General features: G+C 72.9%; 16 protein-coding genes, 2 tRNA genes and 1 riboswitch. Of the genes, 7 read left to right on the forward strand and 11 right to left on the reverse strand.

The annotated features are described in order from the left end of the window. The first annotated feature begins 309 nt into the window (after nt 1-309). The 4 genes from OG802_RS16815 to OG802_RS16830 all read left to right on the forward strand — a co-directional run bounded on the left by OG802_RS16815 (nt 310) and on the right by OG802_RS16830 (nt 6,175). On the forward strand, nt 310-1,734 hold the full coding sequence (locus OG802_RS16815; protein ID WP_329411419.1) for an MFS transporter: 1,425 nt from the start codon (nt 310-312) through the stop codon (nt 1,732-1,734). A 144-nt stretch (nt 1,735-1,878) separates the two neighbouring features. After that, complete coding sequence (lhgO, locus tag OG802_RS16820) at nt 1,879-3,108, forward strand: L-2-hydroxyglutarate oxidase (protein ID WP_329411420.1); 1,230 nt, start codon at nt 1,879-1,881, stop codon at nt 3,106-3,108. Between the two features lie 678 nt (nt 3,109-3,786). Beyond that, entirely contained in the window at nt 3,787-4,635 is an 849-nt protein-coding gene (trmB, locus tag OG802_RS16825) for a tRNA (guanosine(46)-N7)-methyltransferase TrmB (protein WP_443055259.1), read from the forward strand. Nucleotides 4,636-4,705: 70 nt separating this feature from the next. After that, the gene (locus tag OG802_RS16830; RefSeq protein ID WP_329417131.1) at nt 4,706-6,175 is read left to right on the forward strand and encodes a PrsW family intramembrane metalloprotease; all 1,470 of its coding nucleotides are present in this window, start codon (nt 4,706-4,708) and stop codon (nt 6,173-6,175) included. A 226-nt stretch (nt 6,176-6,401) separates the two neighbouring features. Here the strand turns inward: OG802_RS16830 and OG802_RS16835 are convergent, their stop codons facing one another. The 4 genes from OG802_RS16835 to OG802_RS16850 all read right to left on the reverse strand — a co-directional run bounded on the left by OG802_RS16835 (nt 6,402) and on the right by OG802_RS16850 (nt 10,366). Further along, nucleotides 6,402-7,346 carry an aldo/keto reductase gene (locus tag OG802_RS16835; RefSeq protein WP_329411424.1) on the reverse strand — a complete coding sequence of 315 codons (945 nt, stop codon included), beginning with the start codon at nt 7,344-7,346 and terminating at the stop codon, nt 6,402-6,404. A gap of 230 nt (nt 7,347-7,576) precedes the next feature. After that, nucleotides 7,577-8,611, reverse strand: coding sequence for a M23 family metallopeptidase (locus OG802_RS16840; RefSeq protein ID WP_329411426.1), 1,035 nt, complete (start codon nt 8,609-8,611; stop codon nt 7,577-7,579). 9 nt (nt 8,612-8,620) lie between these two features. Next, a riboswitch (cyclic di-AMP (ydaO/yuaA leader) is annotated at nt 8,621-8,787 on the reverse strand. 303 nt (nt 8,788-9,090) lie between these two features. After that, nucleotides 9,091-9,164 (reverse strand) — tRNA-Met (locus OG802_RS16845). Between the two features lie 74 nt (nt 9,165-9,238). Beyond that, nucleotides 9,239-10,366, reverse strand: coding sequence for a dihydrofolate reductase family protein (locus OG802_RS16850; protein WP_329411427.1), 1,128 nt, complete (start codon nt 10,364-10,366; stop codon nt 9,239-9,241). A gap of 71 nt (nt 10,367-10,437) precedes the next feature. Between OG802_RS16850 and OG802_RS16855 the strand changes: the two genes are divergently transcribed. Beyond that, on the forward strand, nt 10,438-10,962 hold the full coding sequence (locus OG802_RS16855; protein WP_329411429.1) for a MarR family winged helix-turn-helix transcriptional regulator: 525 nt from the start codon (nt 10,438-10,440) through the stop codon (nt 10,960-10,962). A gap of 165 nt (nt 10,963-11,127) precedes the next feature. After that, entirely contained in the window at nt 11,128-11,769 is a 642-nt protein-coding gene (locus OG802_RS16860; RefSeq protein ID WP_329411430.1) for a GTP cyclohydrolase II, read from the forward strand. On the opposite strand, the gene OG802_RS16865 is transcribed toward OG802_RS16860, so the two are convergent. Further along, nucleotides 11,756-12,076, reverse strand: a complete 321-nt coding sequence (locus OG802_RS16865; RefSeq protein WP_329411431.1) for a hypothetical protein — start codon at nt 12,074-12,076, stop codon at nt 11,756-11,758. The two genes, OG802_RS16860 and OG802_RS16865, sit on opposite strands and share 14 nt — an antisense overlap. After that, nucleotides 12,073-12,372, reverse strand: a complete 300-nt coding sequence (locus OG802_RS16870; protein WP_329411433.1) for a hypothetical protein — start codon at nt 12,370-12,372, stop codon at nt 12,073-12,075. The genes OG802_RS16865 and OG802_RS16870 overlap by 4 nt, the downstream gene beginning before the upstream one ends. 182 nt (nt 12,373-12,554) lie before the next feature. On the opposite strand from OG802_RS16870, the gene OG802_RS16875 reads away from it, so the two are divergent. Then, nucleotides 12,555-12,827 carry a GntR family transcriptional regulator gene (locus OG802_RS16875; protein WP_329411436.1) on the forward strand — a complete coding sequence of 91 codons (273 nt, stop codon included), beginning with the start codon at nt 12,555-12,557 and terminating at the stop codon, nt 12,825-12,827. A gap of 51 nt (nt 12,828-12,878) precedes the next feature. Here OG802_RS16875 and OG802_RS16880 read toward each other — a convergent pair whose 3' ends face one another. The 5 genes from OG802_RS16880 to OG802_RS16900 form a co-directional block, all read right to left on the reverse strand. After that, a complete protein-coding gene (locus OG802_RS16880) occupies nt 12,879-13,328 on the reverse strand; it encodes an HIT family protein (RefSeq protein ID WP_329411438.1) in 450 nt (149 codons plus the stop codon). 128 nt (nt 13,329-13,456) lie between these two features. Continuing rightward, nucleotides 13,457-13,529: transfer RNA gene (locus OG802_RS16885), tRNA-Lys, on the reverse strand. 109 nt (nt 13,530-13,638) lie between these two features. Continuing rightward, nucleotides 13,639-15,192: an amino acid permease gene (locus tag OG802_RS16890; RefSeq protein WP_329411439.1), complete on the reverse strand. Its 1,554-nt coding sequence runs from the start codon at nt 15,190-15,192 to the stop codon at nt 13,639-13,641. A 162-nt stretch (nt 15,193-15,354) separates the two neighbouring features. Beyond that, nucleotides 15,355-17,709: a DEAD/DEAH box helicase gene (locus OG802_RS16895; protein WP_329411441.1), complete on the reverse strand. Its 2,355-nt coding sequence runs from the start codon at nt 17,707-17,709 to the stop codon at nt 15,355-15,357. 244 nt (nt 17,710-17,953) lie between these two features. Next, nucleotides 17,954-18,493 carry a hypothetical protein gene (locus tag OG802_RS16900; RefSeq protein ID WP_329411442.1) on the reverse strand — a complete coding sequence of 180 codons (540 nt, stop codon included), beginning with the start codon at nt 18,491-18,493 and terminating at the stop codon, nt 17,954-17,956. Nucleotides 18,494-18,559 lie beyond the last annotated feature (66 nt).

The following is an 18,559-nucleotide window of genomic DNA, read 5'->3' on the forward strand; positions in this document are numbered from 1 at the left end:
CCGCCGCCCGCGGGGATGAAGGCGGCGGTGTCCCCCAGCCCACTGGATCCAGTACAGCGGGCCGACCCACGCACGGCCCATGGAACCGCCCCGCCGATGGCCGGAGAAGAGCGCACGGCCGGGCGCACGGCCACACGGGCGGGAGCACACCGCGACGGTCCGTACCTGCACCCGTACTTCCGTACGGACCACAATCCCGCCAACCGGAAGAATGCCCCTTAACGCTTGGGATGCGGCGAACTACGCTGGGTTTACGAATGCCGCATGGTTATGCCAGCGCGGCAGCCGTCTGTGTCGAGGGGTGGCGCAATGTCCAGGGAGCAACGCGGGCCGAACGAGAAACTCGGCGCCGTTCTCGCCCTCGCGGGAATCAGCAACGCAGGACTCGCGCGACGCGTCAACGACCTCGGTGCCCAGCGCGGGTTGACGCTTCGCTACGACAAGACGTCCGTGGCGCGCTGGGTGTCGAAGGGCATGGTGCCGCAAGGCGCCGCGCCCCACCTCATCGCGGCCGCCATCGGCCAGAAGCTCGGCCGTCCGGTGCCGCTCCACGAGATCGGCCTGGCGGACGCGGATCCCGCGCCCGAAGTGGGCCTCGCCTTCCCCCGGGACGTCGGCCAGGCCGTGCGCTCCGCGACGGACCTCTACCGCCTCGATCTCGCGGGCCGCCGGGCCGGCTCCGGAGGCATCTGGCAGTCACTGGCCGGATCGTTCGCAGTAAGCGCGTACGCCACGCCCGCGTCACGGTGGCTGATAACCCCGGCCGACAGTTCGGTGGCCCGCGACGTCCACCTCGTGGAGGAGTCCGGCGCACCGCTCAAAGTCGGCCACAGCGACGTGCAGAAGCTGCGGGAGGCCGCCGAGGACGCCAGGCGCTGGGACTCCAAGTACGGGGGCGGCGACTGGCGTTCGTCCATGGTCCCGGAGTGCCTGCGCGTGGAGGCGGCCCCGTTGCTGCTCGGCTCCTACTCCGACGAGGTGGGCCGCGCACTGTTCGGGGCGAGCGCCGAACTGACCAGGCTGGCGGGGTGGATGGCCTTCGACACCGGTCAGCAGGAGGCCGCCCAGCGGTACTACATCCAGGCGCTGCGGCTGGCCCGCGCGGCGGCGGACGTCCCTCTCGGGGGCTATGTGCTGGCGTCCATGTCGTTGCAGGCCACCTACCGCGGCTTCGGCGACGAGGGCGTCGACCTCGCGCAGGCCGCCCTGGAACGCAACAGGGGGCTGGCCACCGCGCGCACCATGAGCTTCTTCCGGCTGGTCGAGGCACGCGCCCACGCGCGCGCCGGGGACGCGCACGCCGCCGGCGCGGCGCTCAAGGCCTCCGAAGGGTGGCTGGAGCGCTCCCGCGAGGGCGACCACGACCCGTCCTGGCTCGGCTTCTACTCCTACGACCGCTTCGCCGCCGACGCCGCCGAGTGCTACCGCGACCTGAAGGCGCCGCGTCAGGTCCGCAGGTTCACCGAGCAGGCGCTGTCGCGGCCGACGGAGGAGTTCGTGCGGTCGCACGGGTTACGGCTCGTGGTCTCGGCGGTCGCCGAGCTGGAGTCGGGCAACCTCGACGCGGCCTGCGAGCAGGGGGTGCGGGCGGTGGAGGTCGCCGGGCGCATCTCGTCCGCGCGCACCACGGAGTACGTCAAGGACCTGCTGCACCGGCTGGAGCCGTACGGCGACGAGCCGCGCGTGGTGGAGCTGCGGGAGCGGGCCCGTCCGCTCCTCATGACCCCGGCGTGAGCCGCGGTGAGCCGCACGGAGGCGGGCGCCGGAGGGCGGCGGAACGGCCCGCGCCCGCGGATCGCGGAAGGCCCCGCCCCGGCGGGCCGCGCGGAGGCCCGCCACGGGGTTTGAAGGCATTGTCAGTGGCGCAGTGCACTATCGATGCCGGGAGGTGGTGTGCACGTGGCGAAGACCGCTCACGACTGTGACGTGCTCGTGGTCGGCGGGGGCATCGTCGGGCTGTCGACGGCGTACGCGATCACGCGGGCCGCGCCCGGCACGCGGGTGACGGTGCTGGAGAAGGAGCCGGGAGCCGCCCGGCACCAGACGGGGCGCAACAGCGGCGTCATCCACAGCGGCATCTACTACCGGCCGGGTTCGCTCAAGGCGCGGTACGCGGTGCGGGGCGCCGCCGAGATGACGAAGTTCTGCGCGGAGTACGGCATCCCGCACGCCGTGACCGGCAAGCTCATCGTCGCCACGGAGCGCGAGGAACTGCCCCGGCTGCACGCGCTGGCACAGCGCGGCCGCGAGAACGGGATCCCGGTGCGGGAACTGGGCGCCGCCCAGATCGCGGAGTACGAACCCGAGGTGCGCGGGCTCGCCGCGCTGCACGTGGGCACCACCGGCATCTGCGACTACTCGGCCGTGGCGCAGCAACTGGGCGCGGCGTCCGGGGCGGAGATCCGCTACGGCGCGCAGGTCGTGCGCATCGACCGGCGGCCCGAGCGCGGGGTGGCCGTGCTCACCTCGCGCGGGGACGTCGTACGGGGCCGGGTCCTGGTGAACTGCGCCGGTCTGTACTGCGACGAGATCGCCCGGCTGACGGGGGACGAGCCCGAGGTGCGGATCGTGCCGTTCCGGGGCGAGTACTACGAGCTGGCCCGGCCCGGCCTGGTGCGCGGACTGGTCTACCCGGTGCCCGATCCCGCCTTCCCGTTCCTCGGGGTGCATCTGACCAGGGGCATCGACGGAGGTGTGCACGTCGGCCCCAACGCCGTGCCGGCGCTGGCCCGCGAGGGGTACGGGTGGGGCGTCGTACGGCCCCGGGAGGCCCTGGGGACGGCGGCGTGGCCCGGGGTGTGGCGGATGGGCCGCCGGCACTGGCGGTACGGGCTGGGCGAGCTGCGGCGGTCGGTGTCCAAGGCGGCGTTCGTCGACGCGGTGCGCCGGCTGCTGCCGGCGGTGGAGGAGGACGACCTCGTGCGGACGGCGGCCGGAGTGCGCGCGCAGGCCGTGCTCCGCAACGGCGGTCTGGTCGACGACTTCCTCATCCGGGAGGGCCGCCGGGCCGTCCACGTGCTGAACGCCCCCTCCCCGGCGGCGACGGCCTCGCTGCCCATCGGCCGGGAGGTGGCCCGCAGAGCATTGCTCGCACTGAACGGCACGTGAACCACGACAGGCCCCGTCGCCACGCTGCCAGGCCGAGCACCGCCCGGTCGTGCACACCGCCCGGGCGGGCGTGCCGTCCGGACGTGCGTGCCCTCTGGTCGTGCGCACCGCCCGCTCATGCGCATCGCCCGGTCGTGCGTGCGTGCCCTGCGGTCGCGCGCACCGCCCGCTCACGCCCACCGCCTGCTCATGCGTGCCCTCCGGTCGTGCGTGCCCTCTGATCGTGCGTGCCGCCCGTGCATGCGTGCCCTGCGGTCGTGCGTGCCGCCCGTGCATGCGCACCGCCCGCTAGTGCCGCACCGCCTGCTCGTCCGTACCGCCCGGTCGTGCCTGCCCTCCGGTCATGCGTGCCGCCCTGCTCGCCCCAGCCCGCCCTGCTCGCGGCCCGCCCTGCTCGTCCGTGCGTGCCGCCCGCTCGTGCGCACCGCCCTGCTCGCCCGGCCCGGTCCGCCCGACCGCGCGGCCGGCATGCCCCGGCGGCCCGCTGGGCCCGCTCGCCCCGTGTGACGCGCATGACGCGCTCGGCCCGCGGGACGCACGCGCGCGTGGGGCGCCCGACCTCCACGCGTTCGAGCCAGTGCCGGGTACCGCGGGACGCACGCGCGCGTGGGGCGCCCATGGACCCCGGCGGCTCCGCGCCGCAGCCACTCGCCCCGCCCCCGTAAAATCGTCCCCACTGTGTCTGATTCCGTGAGCACCCCCGCAGCCCCTCAGCCCTCCCCCGGCGGCGAGCACCACCACCCGGGTGAGTCCGTCCGGCACACCCGTGCCAAGGGGGAGCCCCGCTTCCCCGACGGGCCGAAGGCCGATCCCGCCGGGTCGCACTTCGAGCGGCGGATCCGCAGCTTCCAGCCGCGCCGCAGCCGGGTGACGGCCGGGCAGGCGGACGCGCTGCAACGGCTGTGGGCCAAGTGGGGGCTGGACATCGACGGGCACCCCGTCGACCTCGCCGCCCTGTTCGGCGCGGGCGACCGCCCGGTCGTGCTGGAGATCGGCTTCGGCATGGGCGAGGCGACCGCGCAGATGGCGGCCGCCGACCCGGGGACCGACATCCTCGCCGTGGACGTGCACACGCCCGGCCAGGGCAATCTGCTCAACCTCGCGGAACACCACGGACTCACCAACGTCCGGGTCGCCAACGGCGACGCGATCATCCTGCTGCGCGAGATGCTGCCGCAGGACTCGCTCGACGGGCTGCGCGTCTACTTCCCCGACCCCTGGCCCAAGAAGCGCCACCACAAGCGGCGTCTCATCCAGCCGGAGTTCCTCGACCTGGCCGCGACGCGGCTCGGGCCGGGCGCGATCGTGCACTGCGCCACGGACTGGGAGCCCTACGCGGAACAGATGCTCGACGTGCTCACCGCACACCCCGCCTTCGAGAACACCCGGCCCGAGGGCGGATTCGCGCCCCGGCCCGAGTTCCGTCCGCTGACCCGTTTCGAGGGCCAGGGGCTGGACAAGGGTCACGTGGTGAACGATCTGCTCTTCCGTCGCGTACAGCATCGCGTCCGGGCCGGGGACCGCTGACCGGTCAAGGCCGCCGACCGACCGCCCCCGCACCACAGTCCCCTCCCTCGTTAGGGTCGATGCCGTGGCCATCAGTCCGTTTCCGCCCTACCCGCCGCATCCGCCCGGCGGAGCCCCCGAGGACAATGTGCTCAGGCACGCGCACTGGTGGCAGCGCAGGTGGGTGCGGTACGGCGCGCTGATCACCCTGCTCGCCCTGTCCGGGCTGGTGATCCTCGCCCTGGTGCGCGAACAGACCGGGACCGAGGGCTTCCTCGTGGGACTGGGCCTCGCGGTGCTGCCCGTGCCGCTGCTCGTCGCCGCGTTCCGCTGGCTCGACCGGGTCGAGCCGGGCCCCTGGCGGAACCTGGTCTTCGCCTTCGCCTGGGGCGCGTGCGCGGCGGCGCTGATAGCCATCGTCGCCAACAGCTTCGCGACCCGGTGGATAGCGACCGCCACGGCCGATCCGTCCGGCGCGGACACGCTCGGGGCGACCGTCATAGCGCCGATCGTCGAGGAGTCCGCCAAGGCGGCGGCCGTGCTGCTCGTGTTCCTCTTCCGCAGACGGGACTTCACCGGCGTCGTCGACGGAGTCGTCATAGCCGGGACCACCGCCACCGGCTTCGCGTTCACCGAGAACATCCTCTACCTGGGCACCGCCTTCGGCGCCGACCAGCTCACGGGCGACACCGGCATCGCCTCCGTCACCGCCGCGACCTTCTTCGTCCGCGTCATCATGTCGCCGTTCGCGCACCCCCTGTTCACCGTGCTGACCGGGCTCGGCTTCGGCGTCGCCGCGCAGTCCGGGGGCCGCCGGCACGTACGGCGCGTGCTGCTGCCGCTGGGCGGACTGCTGCTCGCGATGGGCATGCACGCCCTGTGGAACGGCTCGTCCACGTTCGGCGAGTTCGGGTTCTTCGCGGTGTACGCGGCGTTCATGCTGCCCGCGCTCGGGCTGCTGACCTGGCTGGTGGTGTGGACCCGGCAGCGAGAGCTGCGCACCGTCCGCGAGGAGCTGCCCGCCTACGCGGCCGCCGGCTGGCTCGCACCGGCGGAGCCGTTCGCCCTCGGCTCGATGCGGGCCCGGCGGCTGGCCAGGGAACACGCGGGCCGCCACCTGGGCAAGGCGGCGGCGCGGGAGGTCGCCCGGTACGAGGCGTACGCGACGTCGCTCGCGTTCCTGCGGCACCGGGGCCGGCGCGGGCGCGCCGACGCGGACTTCGTGGTCCGGGAGCGGGAGCTGCTGAACGAGCTGTGGCGCCGCAAGGACGTCGCCCGGCCCGCGCTGGACCACGCGGCCCGCATGACGGCTCCTCCGGTGCCGGTGGTTCCGCCGCCCTGGCCGGTGTACGGGGCTTACGGGTACGGTCCGGGCCACGGTCCGCTCCAGCCGTACGGCCAGGCCACCGGCCCCGGACCGGGCTACGGGTACGGCTACGGGTATCCGCCGGGCGCGGGCTACGCGGGCCCGGCCGACCCGTCCGGGCCGCCCCCCGGCTACGGCGGCGGCGGCCCCGGTCACCCCGCGGGCCCGAGTCCCTTCCCCTACCCGTACCGCTAGCCCACGGGCGCGAGCTGGACCGCGAGCGGCAGCGGGAGCCCGCACAAGACCGAAGCCGCATGAGAAGGGCGAATCCGCTTCAGCCCGAGGACACGATCAGCCCAAGGACCGGGCCAGCCCGAGGACCGGACCGGACCAGCCCAGGGACCGGATCAGCCGGAGCCCGGAACCCGCATCCCGCGTCCCGCACCCCGCAGGACCCCGGATCAGGCCGCAGGCTCCCCGATCAGGCCGAAGCCCGCGTCAGGGTGTCGAGTTCCGTGCTCGTCAGTTCCAGGTCCGCCAGTGCCAGCAGCGCGGGCAGTTGCTCGACCGTGCGGGCGGAGGCGATCGGCGCGGCCACCGTCGGCTGCGCGGCGAGCCAGGCCAGGGCGACCGTGGCGACCTCGGCGTCGTGGGCCCGGGCGACCTCGTCCAGGGCGCTCAGGACCCGGCGTCCCCGCTCCGTGTCGAGGTGCTTGGCGGCGCTGCCGGAACGGGCGCTCCGCACGGTCGTGCCGGGCCGGTACTTGCCGGTGAGGAAGCCGGAGGCCAGCGCGAAGTACGGGACGGCGGCGAGGCCGAAGCGGGCGGCGACGTCCTGGAGGCCGCCCTCGTAGGTGTCGCGCGAGACCAGGTTGTAGTGGGGCTGGAGGGCGACGTACCGGGCCAGGCCCTCGCGGTCGGAGAACTCCAGGGACTCCTGGAGGCGCTCGGGAGAGATGTTGGAGGCGGCGATGTGCCGCACCTTGCCCGCCCGCACCAGCTCGTCGAGCGCGCCGACGATCTCCTCGACCGGCACCTCGGTCTTGTCGAAGTGGGTGTAGTAGAGGTCGATGCGGTCGGTGCCCAGCCGGCGGAGGGAGGCGTCGGCGGCGGCCTTGATGTTGTCGGCGGACAGGCCGGGGAACTCGGGGTGCTGGCTCACCTTGGTGGCGATGACCACGTCGTCGCGGTTGCCCCGCGCCTTCACCCACCTGCCGATGACGATCTCGGACTCACCGCCCGAGTTGCCGTCGACCCAGGCGGAGTAGGAGTCGGCGGTGTCGACGAAGTTGCCGCCGGCGGCCGCGTAGGCGTCGAGCACGGCGAAGGAGGCCGCCTCGTCCGCCGTCCAGCCGAAGACGTTGCCGCCGAGGGCGAGCGGGAAGACCTCGAGGTCGGAGGAGCCGAGAGTGCGCAGAACAGTCATGGTTCAACTCAACGGTCACCACGCCCGCGCCCATTCCGCCCGTACCGCGAAGAACATGTGAACAGCCGCGCCGCACCCGGCACGACCGGGTCTGCCCGGCGCGGCTTCAGGGGTGTACTCGGCGGCGTGTACTCGGCGGCGTGCCGCGCCACATGCTCCAGGGCGCCCGTCCCAGGGCGCCCGTCGGGCACATCCTCAGGGACGTTCCGGACGGGCGCCCCAGGGGTGTCTCAGGGGTTGAGGCCCTTGCCGCGCAGCCAGGCCGCCGGGTCGATGCCGGTGGGGTTGCCGTCCGGGTGCACCTCGAGGTGGAGGTGGGCGCCGGTGACGTTGCCGGTCGCGCCCACGCGGCCGATCACGTCACCGGTGGCCACTTTCTGGCCGACGCTGACGTTGATCGACGACTGGTGGCAGAACCACAGCTCGGTGCCGTCGTCCAGAGTGAGGATGGTGCGGTAGCCGTAGGAACCGGCCCAGCCCGCCTCGGTGACGGTGGCGCTGTGGACAGCCTTGATGAGGGTGCCGGTGGGCGCGGCGAAGTCGAGACCGGTGTGGTAGCCGGAGGACCAGAGGGAGCCGGCCTGCCCGAAGGTCGAGGTGATCGTGTACGAGGAGGTCGGCAGCGTGTACTGCTTGGCCAGCTCGGCGAGACGCGCGGCCTCGGCCTTCTCGGCGGCTTCCTCGGCGGCCTTCTTCTTCGCGGCGGCGGCCTTGGCGCGCGCTTCCTTCTCGGCCTTGGCGACGGCGTCGGCCTCGGCCTTCTTCGCGTCGGCCGCCGCCTTGACCTCGTACTGGGTGTGCTGCGACTCGACCTGCGCCATGATCCGGCTGCGCAGGGCCTCGCCCGCGTCGGCGGCGCCGCTGTCGTCGGCGTCGGTGGTGTCGACGGCGGTCTCGGACCCGAAGGCGCTCAGGGCGGACGCGGTCTCCGGGGCGGGTTCGTCGTCGGAGATGAGGGAGCCGACGTTCGGCAGGTCCGGTATCGAGATGGAGACCGGGGCCTTGCCGGTGTTGGCGCTGGCCATCCCGCCCGCGCTGACCGCGGCTATGACGCCGACGCCGAGGACGGTGGAGCTGCGGGCGAACCCGCCGCCGCGCTGCTTGGCGACCCGGTGCTTGCCCCGGACCGGGCGGACGGAGTCCGCGGTGGGGTTCCACTCCTCCCAGGGACCCTCGTCGGTGCGGTGGTCGCCGTAGCCGAAGGAGTCGGCGGACCACTGGCTCGGCGCGTACGGGGCCTCGGGGGCAGGCGGGTTGGACGCCACGAGGGCGCGCTCCTTTCCTTCCGTCGCCTACCGGGTTAGCTGACGGGTTCGGAGCGGGAAGGTCTCCTACGCGCGTATACCGGTCGTGGACTCTGCGAGTTCACGACGGCTTCCGCGTGATTCACCCCAAGGTGGTGGTTCCCCGGTTCCCTTGCGGGATTCGGCGCGTGCGCACGGAGCCGGCTCTGGTGCCGGCTGGGACGGCCGCGCTGCGTTATCGAACGTTAATAGACCCGGGGGTGGGTTTCCAAGCTCTTCTGCTTGATCAACAACATTTCCGACCTGGACTTTCAGGCCATCAGCGGCCGAAAACGGGCGAGTTGACCCCGGCCTCGCACGCCCCCGTGGCCACAGGCGTTCTGACGGCGACTCAGCACCCGTGCACAGGGCGGCCGTACGGTCACGCACCGTGAGGGGGAGGTTCGGGGGAAACGCACCGAGGGCCGGAACCCTTTCGGATTCCGGCCCTCGGCCTTCAGTAGCGGGGACAGGATTTGAACCTGCGACCTCTGGGTTATGAGCCCAGCGAGCTACCGAGCTGCTCCACCCCGCGTCGTTGTGACTCCAGTCTACGCTACTTCCGGGGCCCCGATGACCACGCTCCCGGACGCCTCACATCAGGGCGCCTCACACCAGGTGCCGGTTGGGGGCCTTCGCCCGCTCCTCGTACTCCGGCAGGAGGAGGACGTCGACGCCCGCGGCCGTCAGCAGACCGGCGCCGTCCGCCTCGGTCACGAAGGTGTCCGGCTCCCGCCAGGCCGTGACCACCCGGCGCACGCCCGCGTCGAGGATGAGCCGGGCGCAGGGGGCGGGCCGGGAGGAGCGGCGGGCGCAGGGTTCGAGGCTGCTGTAGACGGTGGCCGTGCGCAGGCGCGGGTCGGCGGGGCCGAGCTTGGCGAGGGCGGCCTCCTCGGCGTGCGCGAGCGGGTCGCCGGCCTCGCGGGAGTGCCCGCGGGCGAGTTCCGTCCCGTCGGCGGCGACGATCACCGCGCCGACGCTGAACGCCGTGTCCGAGGGCGGGCACTGGGCGGCCAGCTCGCAGGCCAGGGCGAGCCAGTGCCGGTCGGCCGCGGCGGCGAGCGGTCCGGCGCCGGGGGCGGTGGGCTCGTAGCGGTGCAGGACGACGTCCTCGATGCGCCGGGTCTCCACCAGGCGCAGGCGTCCGCCCTGGTAGCCGCCGGGCCCGAAGAGGCGGGGCGCGTCCGGGTCGCCCACGAACAGCGGGGCGAGGACGAGCTGGAGTTCGTCGGCGAGCCCCTGCAAGAGCAGCTGGGTGTGGACGGTTCCGCCGCCCTCGACCATGAGGCGTCGCACGCCGAGTTCGTCGTGGAGGTGGGTGAGGAGGCGGCGCCAGTCCAGTTCGGGGCCGAGCGGGACGAGGTCGGCGGCGATGCCGAGCGCGCGGGCCCGTTCGGCGCCCTTGTCCGTCGTGTACAGGGCCTTCGCGCCGCCCGTGTGCCAGAAGTTCGCGTCGGGGTCCAGGTCGCCGGAGCCGCTGACGGTGACCTTGAGGGGGTACGGGGGCCGTCCGGCGGCGACGCGGGCGGCGCGGCGCTCGGGGGAGTTCACGAGGAGGCGGGGGTTGTCGGCGCGGATCGTGCCGGCGCCGATGAGGACGGCGTCCACGGAGGCCCGTACGGCGTCGACGCGGTCGAAGTCGGCGGGGCTCGAGAGCAGCAGCCGCTCGGGGCCGGTGTCGTCCAGGTAGCCGTCGAGGGAGACGGCGGCGGACAGCAGGACGTACGGGTACGGCATCGACGTGCTCCCGGGCTATGTCTTCCGACGGCGATCTTGGTTCAAGTTTGAAACAAACCTACACTGGGGGCATGACGACCCGCTGGCTCACCCCCGAGGAGCAGCGCGCCTGGCGCGCGTACGTTGCCGGCTACCTCCTGCTGGAGGACGCGATCGACCGGCAGCTCCAGCAGGACGCGGGCATGCCCCACCCGTACTACTCCATCCTCGCCAACCTCTCCGAGACCCCGGAGCGGCGGCTGCGGATGACCGATCTCGCGGAGCGGCTGAAGATCACCCGCAGCCGGCTGACCTACGCGGTGTCCCGGCTGGAGAAGGACGGGCTGGTGAGGCGCGAGGAGTGCCGCTGGGACAAGCGCGGCACCGTCGCGGCGCTGACCGACGAGGGCATGGCGGTGCTGCGGGACGCGGCCCCCGGCCATGTCGCGACCGTCCGGGCCGCCCTGTTCGACCGGCTCACCCCCGAGCAGGTGGGGCAGTTGGAGGAGATCTTCACGCAGGTCGCCCGGGGGTTCCAGGGCGACGGGGAGAACGAGGCGGCGCCCGAGGACCTCCCCTGGCGCCGGCGTTCGACGCCCTGCTCCGGGACGCAGTGAGCCGCGTCACACGACCGTTGCTTCAAATTTCAAGCATGGGGTAGGGTCTCGTCTCGTCGGATGTGCTTCAAATCTGAAGCAGTAGCCGACACGGCACCACCGCATCACGGCATCACCGCATCACCGCATCACCACGTCATTCGCCCCCGGACCCGGGAGACCCGCATGCCCGACACCCCCGCCGCCACCCCGCGCGCCCGCGTCCGGGTTCCGCTGCGCTTCCACGACGGCTACTCGGTCGACGCCGAACTCGTCACCTTCCACGGGCTGACCGACAGCCTGGAGCACGTCGCCGTCGTGCTCGGCGACCCCGCGCCCGGCGCCACCCCGCTGGTCCGGCTGCACTCCGAATGCCTCACCGGCGACGCGTTCGGCTCCGCCCGCTGCGACTGCGGCCCCCAACTGCGCGAGGCCGTCGAGCGGATAGCGGCGACGGGCGGCGTCCTGCTCTACCTCCGCCAGGAGGGGCGCGGCATCGGCCTCTACAACAAGCTCGACGCGTACGCACTCCAGGACCAGGGCCTGGACACCTACGCCGCGAATGCCGCCCTCGGCCTGCCCGAGGACGACCGCGACTACACGGCCGCCGCCCAGATGCTGCGCGCCCTCGGCATCACCAGCCTGGACCTGCTGTCCAACAACCCCGACAAGGCCGAGCAGTTGCGGGGCCTGGGCATCGACGTCCACGACCGCGTGCCCACCGGCGTCTTCACCACCCCGCACAACGTGCGCTACCTGCGCGCGAAGGTCCTCCAGACCCAGCACACCCTGCCGCTGGCCTCCCTCACCGGCCTCAGCGCGGTCTGACGCCTCCGGCGTCCGGCGCGGGCAGGCGCGAACCCCGGGACTCCGCGACGCGCAGGGCGTCGGCCAGGCACTCCGCGAGCCGCAGACCGGCGTACCGCACCTCGGTGTACGGAGACGCGGGGTCGTCCAGCAGCGGACGGGCGAGCCCGAGCACCTCGACGGCCGTGGCGAGCTGCTCGGCCTCCAACTCGTCGGCGAGCCGGGACAGGCGGCTGCCCTGGTCGTCGGTCACCAGGTAGCAGGGCTTGCCGTCGGGGGACGACCAGGGCAACAACCGAGGGGGCGGGGAGGACGCCGGATTCGTCACGCGGCCACCTCCTGCGCGCCGATCAGGCGACGACGCTGCTGAAGCGCGGTTTCCCGGTCGCGCGCGGCGAGATAGGGGCGCACGAGAGCGGATTCCGCGCCGTCGAGTGAGCCGACGAGCCCGTACGGCGAACGGTGCGGAGGGAGCTGCGCAGCCATCGGGGCCGGGTCGTGCAGTTCTGCGGTGAAGTGCGGGCAGAACCGGGCCCGGTGACGATGCGTGCGACGCCGTTTCCCGGTGCCGGGCGCGAGAAGAAGACGCATCCCTTCGAGGGTGCGACGGATAAGGTCGTACATGTCGACGCTCCTTTGCGGCGTTGGCCACGCCCCGGGAGGTCTAGCCACCTCGCCGGGGTCCTTTCCTTTCGACCATACCGGTAACTGCGTCCCCCTGCACCCCACTGATTAATACTGCGTCCCACAGCGTCCGGACGCGTTCCGCCTCTGCATCGAGCGCTGGGCTGCGGCACGGTGGGAGGATGAGTGAGCTTCCGCGCTACGAGTACGTGAAACTCGCCGACGCCATCGCGGCGGACATCGCGGTCGGCAAGTTGCCGCAGGGGGCGGCCCTGCCGGGCGAGCGGGCCATGACGGACCTGTACCGCGTGAGCATCGGCACCGTCCGTCGCGCCATCGTCGAACTCCGCAAACGCGGGCTGGTCGCGACGCTGCCCGCGAAGGGGACGTACGTCATCGGCACGCCGTCCGACGACGCCCCTGAAGAGGGCCAGGCAACCGAACCGGACGCCTGACGGCCCCAGCGGCGATCGGAGCCGGAGCCGCTCAGCGCGCGCAACCGGCCGTTATAGAAGTCGGGCCCGCAGAAGACGGGCCGTCCGGTCCGCCTCGGCGGCCGTCACCCACTCCGCCTCCGGCCGCCGGAGCAACTCGAAAACGCCCGGCCCACGGTGTCGCGGCGGCAGGTCCGCCATGCGCGGGACGATGTGGAAGTGGACGTGTGCGAAGCCCTCGGCTTCGGCGAACTGGACGACGTAAGTCTTGGCGCACCCCGTCGTCTCGCGGAGCGCCCGGGAGAGCCTGACCTGCCAGGTCCCCAGCGCGACCGCCTCGGCGTCGGTGAGGTCGTGGACCGCGGCGACGTGGCGCCGGGGCAACAGCACCAGCCAGCCGGGCACGGCCGTGCCGAGGGCGTGGGCCGCCCGCCAGTGCCGGTCGTGCGCGATGCGCTCGCGGGGAGGAAGGTCGTCGGACTCTTCTTCCTTGCGGCAGGTGTAGCAGTCGGAAGCCGTCATGGGCCGAGAGCGTAGGGCCGTCGGGCTGTCGGGTGCCCGGCGCGGGCAACGCGACGGCGCCCGAGTCGGTGGAGGCCGGCTCGGGCGCCGTTTCGCGGGTCGGAGGGGAAACCCCTCTTCCGCACCGGTAGGCCGTGTGGGACTCGAACCCACAACCAATGGATTAAAAGTCCACTGCTCTGCCAATTGAGCTAACGGCCCAGGCGATGGTGCGCGATGTCGCCCCCCGAGCATAGCCGGACCCGGCCGTGTCTCCGATCGGGTATCGGGGACACGGCCGCGTCGAAGGACGGGAAGCGACCAGGACGGGTCACAGATCGGGCAGTTCCACGCGCGCGGCGGCCCGTGACGCCTCCCTGGCGAGGGTCTTCTCGTGCGCGGGGTCGAGGAACCACTTCCGCGCCGACACCTGCCACCACCCGCCCGCGAAGCCCAGGACGACGAGGACGGCGACCGGGGCGTAGTTGAAGGTCTCCCAGGTGACCGGGGAGACCTGCGGCAGCATGAACAGGACGGTGATGACGGCCACCCACCCGACGGCCACCACGCCGACGGCGCGGGACCAGCGGCCCAGGTGCCAGGGCCCGTGCTCGAACGCCTCGCCCTTGCGCAGGCGCAGCAGCGTCGGGATGACGTAGGCGATGTAGAGGCCGATGACGGCGATGGAGGTGACGGCCGCGTACGCGGTCACGTTGATCAGGTACGGCAGCCCCAGCAGCAGCGCGCCGCCGGCCGCCAGCCAGACCGCCGCGACGGGCGTGCGGGTGCGGGGGCTGACCGTGTGCCAGATGTGGGAGAAGGGCAGCGCGCCGTCCCGCGAGAACGCGTAGATCATGCGGCTGTTGGCGGTGACCGACGCCATGCCGCAGAACAGCTGGGCGCCGATGACGACGAGCAGCAGCAGCTTGCCGGCGGTCGCGCCGAGGGCGTCGAGCAGGATCTGCGCGGGGGGCGCGCCGGTCGCGGAGCCGAGCGCGGCGTCGTAGGACTGGATGGCGTACGTGAAGCCGAGCAGGAGGACGAAGCCGGCGATCCACGAGGTCCAGATGGAGCGCACGATGCCCTTGGGGCCGGCCGTGGACGCGTCGTGCGTCTCCTCCGTCATGTGGGCGGAGGCGTCGTAGCCGGTGAAGGTGTACTGGGCCATGAGCAGGCCGAGCAGGACGACGTAGACGCCGCTGCCCCAGCCCGTGTTGTTGACGAACTCGCCGAACACGAAGGACGTCGACTGGTGCGTGTCGGGGACGAAGGCGAGCGCGCCGACGATGACGCCGACGCCGAGCACGTGCCACCACACGCTCACGCTGTTGAGGAGGGCGACGATCCGCACCCCGAAGGTGTTCAGCAGGCCGTGCAGCACCAGGATGGCCGCGAAGAGCAGGACCGTGCGGCCCGGCGTCACCTCGAAGTCGAACTGCAGGTTCAGGTACGCGCCGAGGAAGGAGGCCGCGCCGAAGTCGATGCCGGCGGTCACCGCGACCTGGCCCAGCACGTTGAACCAGCCCGTGAACCAGGCCCAGGCCGCGGCCGATCGCGGGGGCGCGAGCCGGTGGGCCCAGAAGTACAGGCCGGCCGAGGTCGGGTAGGCCGAGCAGATCTCGGCCATGGCGAGGCCCACGAAGAGCGTCATCAGGCCGACGGCGACCCAGCCCCAGGTGATCACCGCCGGGCCGCCGGTGTTCATCCCGAACAGGTAGAGCGTCAGGCAGCCCGACAGGACCGAGATGATCGTGAAGGAGACCGCGTAGTTGGAGAACGCCGACATGCGGCGGGCGAGGACCTGGGTGTAGCCCAGCTCGGCCAGCCGTTGTTCGTCCGAGAGACTCCCGGTGGACCGCTGACCCGGTGTGCCGTCATCTGTCATGCCCCCAGCAATTCCCCTCCCGAAGGCGTGACACACGTCACAACTTGGCCAGAAACCGCCCACGGCCGGCGGAGGGAGGCGGCACGGGTGCGCGAGAACGCCGTGGCCCCCACCGGTGTTCGGTGGGGGCCACGGCGTTCACGTCACTCGGGCGACCGGGCGTCAGCCGTTGCGCTTCCAGCGCGGCTTGTCGTCACGACGGCCGGTCGTGCCGGAACCGGTGCCGGTGCCGGTACCGGTGCCGCGGTGGTCGTCACGGCGGCCGTACGGGCGCTCGTGGCCGCCGGACCGGAAGCCCGGACGGTCGTCACGGCGGTCACGGTTGAACGGACGGTCGCTGCCCCGGTGGCCACCGCGCTCGTCCCGGCGGAAGCCGCCGCGGTCGCCGCGGTTGTCGTCACGGCGCTCGAAGGAACGGCCGCCACGGTCGTCACGGTTGAAACCGCCGCGGTCGCCGCGGCTGTTGTCGCGGTCGCGGTTGAAGCCCCCGCGCTCGCCGCGGCTGTCGTCACGGCGCTCGAAGGAACGGCCGCCGCGGTCGTCACGGTTGAACGAACGGCCACCGCGGTCGTCGCGGTCACGGTTGAACCCGCGGTTGTTGTCGCGGTCGCGGTTGAAGCCGCCGCGGTCGTCACGGTTGAAACCCCCGCGCTCGCCGCGGCTGTCGTCGCGACGCTCGAAGGTACGGCCGCCACGGTCGTCACGACGGTCGTCACGGCGGAACCCGCCGCGGTCGCCGTCACGGCGGTCGCGGTTGAAGCCGCCACGGTCGTCACGGTTGGAACCGCCCCGGTCACCGCGGCTGTCGTCACGGCGCTCGAAGGAACGGCCGCCACGGTCGTCACGACGGTCGTCGCGGCGCTCGTAGTTGCCCCGCTCGTCACGGCGCTGACGCGGCTGCTCGTACGCGGGACGCTCGGCCGGCTGCTCGGCGGCCACGACGGCCTGGACCGGCGCCTCGGCCACGGCGTCCTGCTCCACGACCGTCTCGACGGCCGCGGCGACGGCCGCCTGCGGGTCCTCGCCGCGCTCACGCGCCGCACGGGCCACCAGACGGTCGGCCTCCTCGCGCAGCTCGGTCGCCCGGCGCTGCGCGCGCTCCAGCTCCCTGGTCAGCTCGGAGACCTCGCGCTCGGCCTGCTGGGCCGCGTTGCCCGCGGACTCGGCCTGGACCTCCGTCATCGAGCGGGCGCCGGTGATCTCGGCGACCTCGGGGTCGAAGGCGGCGCCGCCCTGGATGATGTGCCGTCCGGCGTCGACGCCCGCGTCCTCCATCAGACGGAAGATCTGACGGCGCTGGTGCGGAAGCGACAGGGAGACGACCGTGCCGGTGCGGCCGGCGCGCGCCGTGCGGCCCGCGCGGTGCAGGTAGTCCTTGTGGTCGCCGGCCGGGTCCACGTTCAGGACCAGGTCGATGCCGTCCACGTGGATGCCGCGGGCGGCGACGTCGGTGGCGACGAGCGCGTTGACGTAGCCGTCCTTGAAGTCGGCCAGCGTGCGGGTGCGCGCGCCCTGGGTCATGCCGCCGTGCAGCGCGTCGGCCTTCACGCCGGACTCGCGCAGCTGCTCGGCGATCCGGTCCGCGCCGAGCTGGGTGCGGACGAAGATGATGGTGCGGCCCTTGCGGGAGGCGATCGCGGCGGTGACCGGCGCCTTGTCCTTGGGCTTCACGATCAGGATGTGGTGCGACATGGTCGTGACGTTGCCCTGGGCGCTGTCGACCTCGTGCGTGACCGGGTTGCTCAGGTAGCGCTTGACCAGCGTGGAGATCTCGTTCTCCATCGTGGCCGAGAACAGCATCCGCTGGCCGCCGGCCGGGATCTGGTCGAACAGCTCGGTGACCTCGGGCAGGAAGCCCAGGTCCGACATCTGGTCGGCCTCGTCGAGGACGGCGATCCGCACGTTCTCGAGGGAGCAGGCGCCGCGGTTGATGATGTCGCGCAGCCGGCCCGGGGTGGCGACGAGGACGTCGACGCCGCGCTCCAGGGCGTAGATCTGGTTGCTCATCGACGTACCGCCGCAGACGACCTTCATCTTCAGGCCGAGGACGTCGCCGTAGGGCTGGAGCGCGTCCGCGACCTGCATCGCCAGCTCACGCGTCGGCGTGAGGATGACGGCGCGCGGCTTGCGCTTCTCGGTGTGCCCGCCGGCCAGCGTGGCCAGGGTGGGCAGACCGAAGGAGAGGGTCTTGCCGGAGCCGGTGCGGCCGCGGCCCAGGATGTCCTTGCCGGCCAGGGCGTCCGGGATGGTCGCGGCCTGGATCGGGAAGGGGCTGGTCACGCCGTTCTGCGCGAGCTTGCGCACGACGCCCTCGGGCAGCCCGAGGTCGGCGAAGGTGAGTTCGGGGGTCTCGGGCTCGGAGGCCTCGGCGGACTCGTCGACGGCCTCGACCGCGGCCGCGACGGCCTCGGCGATCTCAGCGGTCTCGACGGTCTGCGTGACCTCGATGGCCTCGAGGGTGATCGGCTCGTCGTTGTTCTCGGACACGACAGAGTGATCAGTACTGAAAATGGACATGCGAATGCGAAACCTTCCGGAGTCTCCTCGGCACGCGCCCGTCAACTCCGTGTTCGCATTGCATTACGACCGCCTCGATGCGGTCAGCCACGGCAAGGGAGAGTACGCGCCACACGGCGCGCTCTGCGGTGGCGCCGGGCAAATGGGATCAAACGATCTACTACCATACGCACCCTGCCCGGGGAAGGCAAACTCGGCTCATCGTCGCAGCTCAGCAGCCTGCCGCCCCGGCCGCGGGGCGCCCTCACCCGGCCGGCAGGCCCGCCTCCGGCGCCGGCTCCCGGTCGGCGAGCTGCGGCACGGTCCCGCCGTCGTCGTGCGCGGACGCCGACGGCTCGGCGACCGTCGGCTCCGCCGAGGGCGACGGCGGGTCCGGCGAGGGCGCGGGGGGCTCGGGATCCGGCGAACGGGTGGGCGCGGCGGTCGGGCCCCCGGCCGGCGCCGACGCCCCCGGCCCGGCCGTCCGGCCCGGCTTCACCGGTCCCTTCGGAGCCGGCGCGGTCCCGCCCGCCGACGGCGACGCGGAGGCGGCCGCCGAGGCGCTCGCCCCGCTCCGGGCGCCCTTGCCGGACCCGTGCTTGCCGTCGCCGCCCGCCCGGCCCGTCCCGAGCCCGCCGCCCGCGCCCGCCGAACTCCCCTCGGGCGCCTCGCCGGGGTGCCGGCCGGCCGAGTGCGAGGGCCGGGCCCGGCCGCCGTCCTCGTCCCCCACGCTCATACAGCCGGAGGCCGCGGCGACGGCCAGGACCGCCGCGACCAGACGAACGGGTACGTACAAGGGGCGCACGGGCCACCTCCGGGGCAGACGCAAGAGTCGACGTGCCCAACTCCCGCCGCCCGCAAGAGGACACGC

It is taken from the genome of Streptomyces sp. NBC_00704, assembly GCF_036226605.1.
GTDB lineage: Bacteria > Actinomycetota > Actinomycetes > Streptomycetales > Streptomycetaceae > Streptomyces.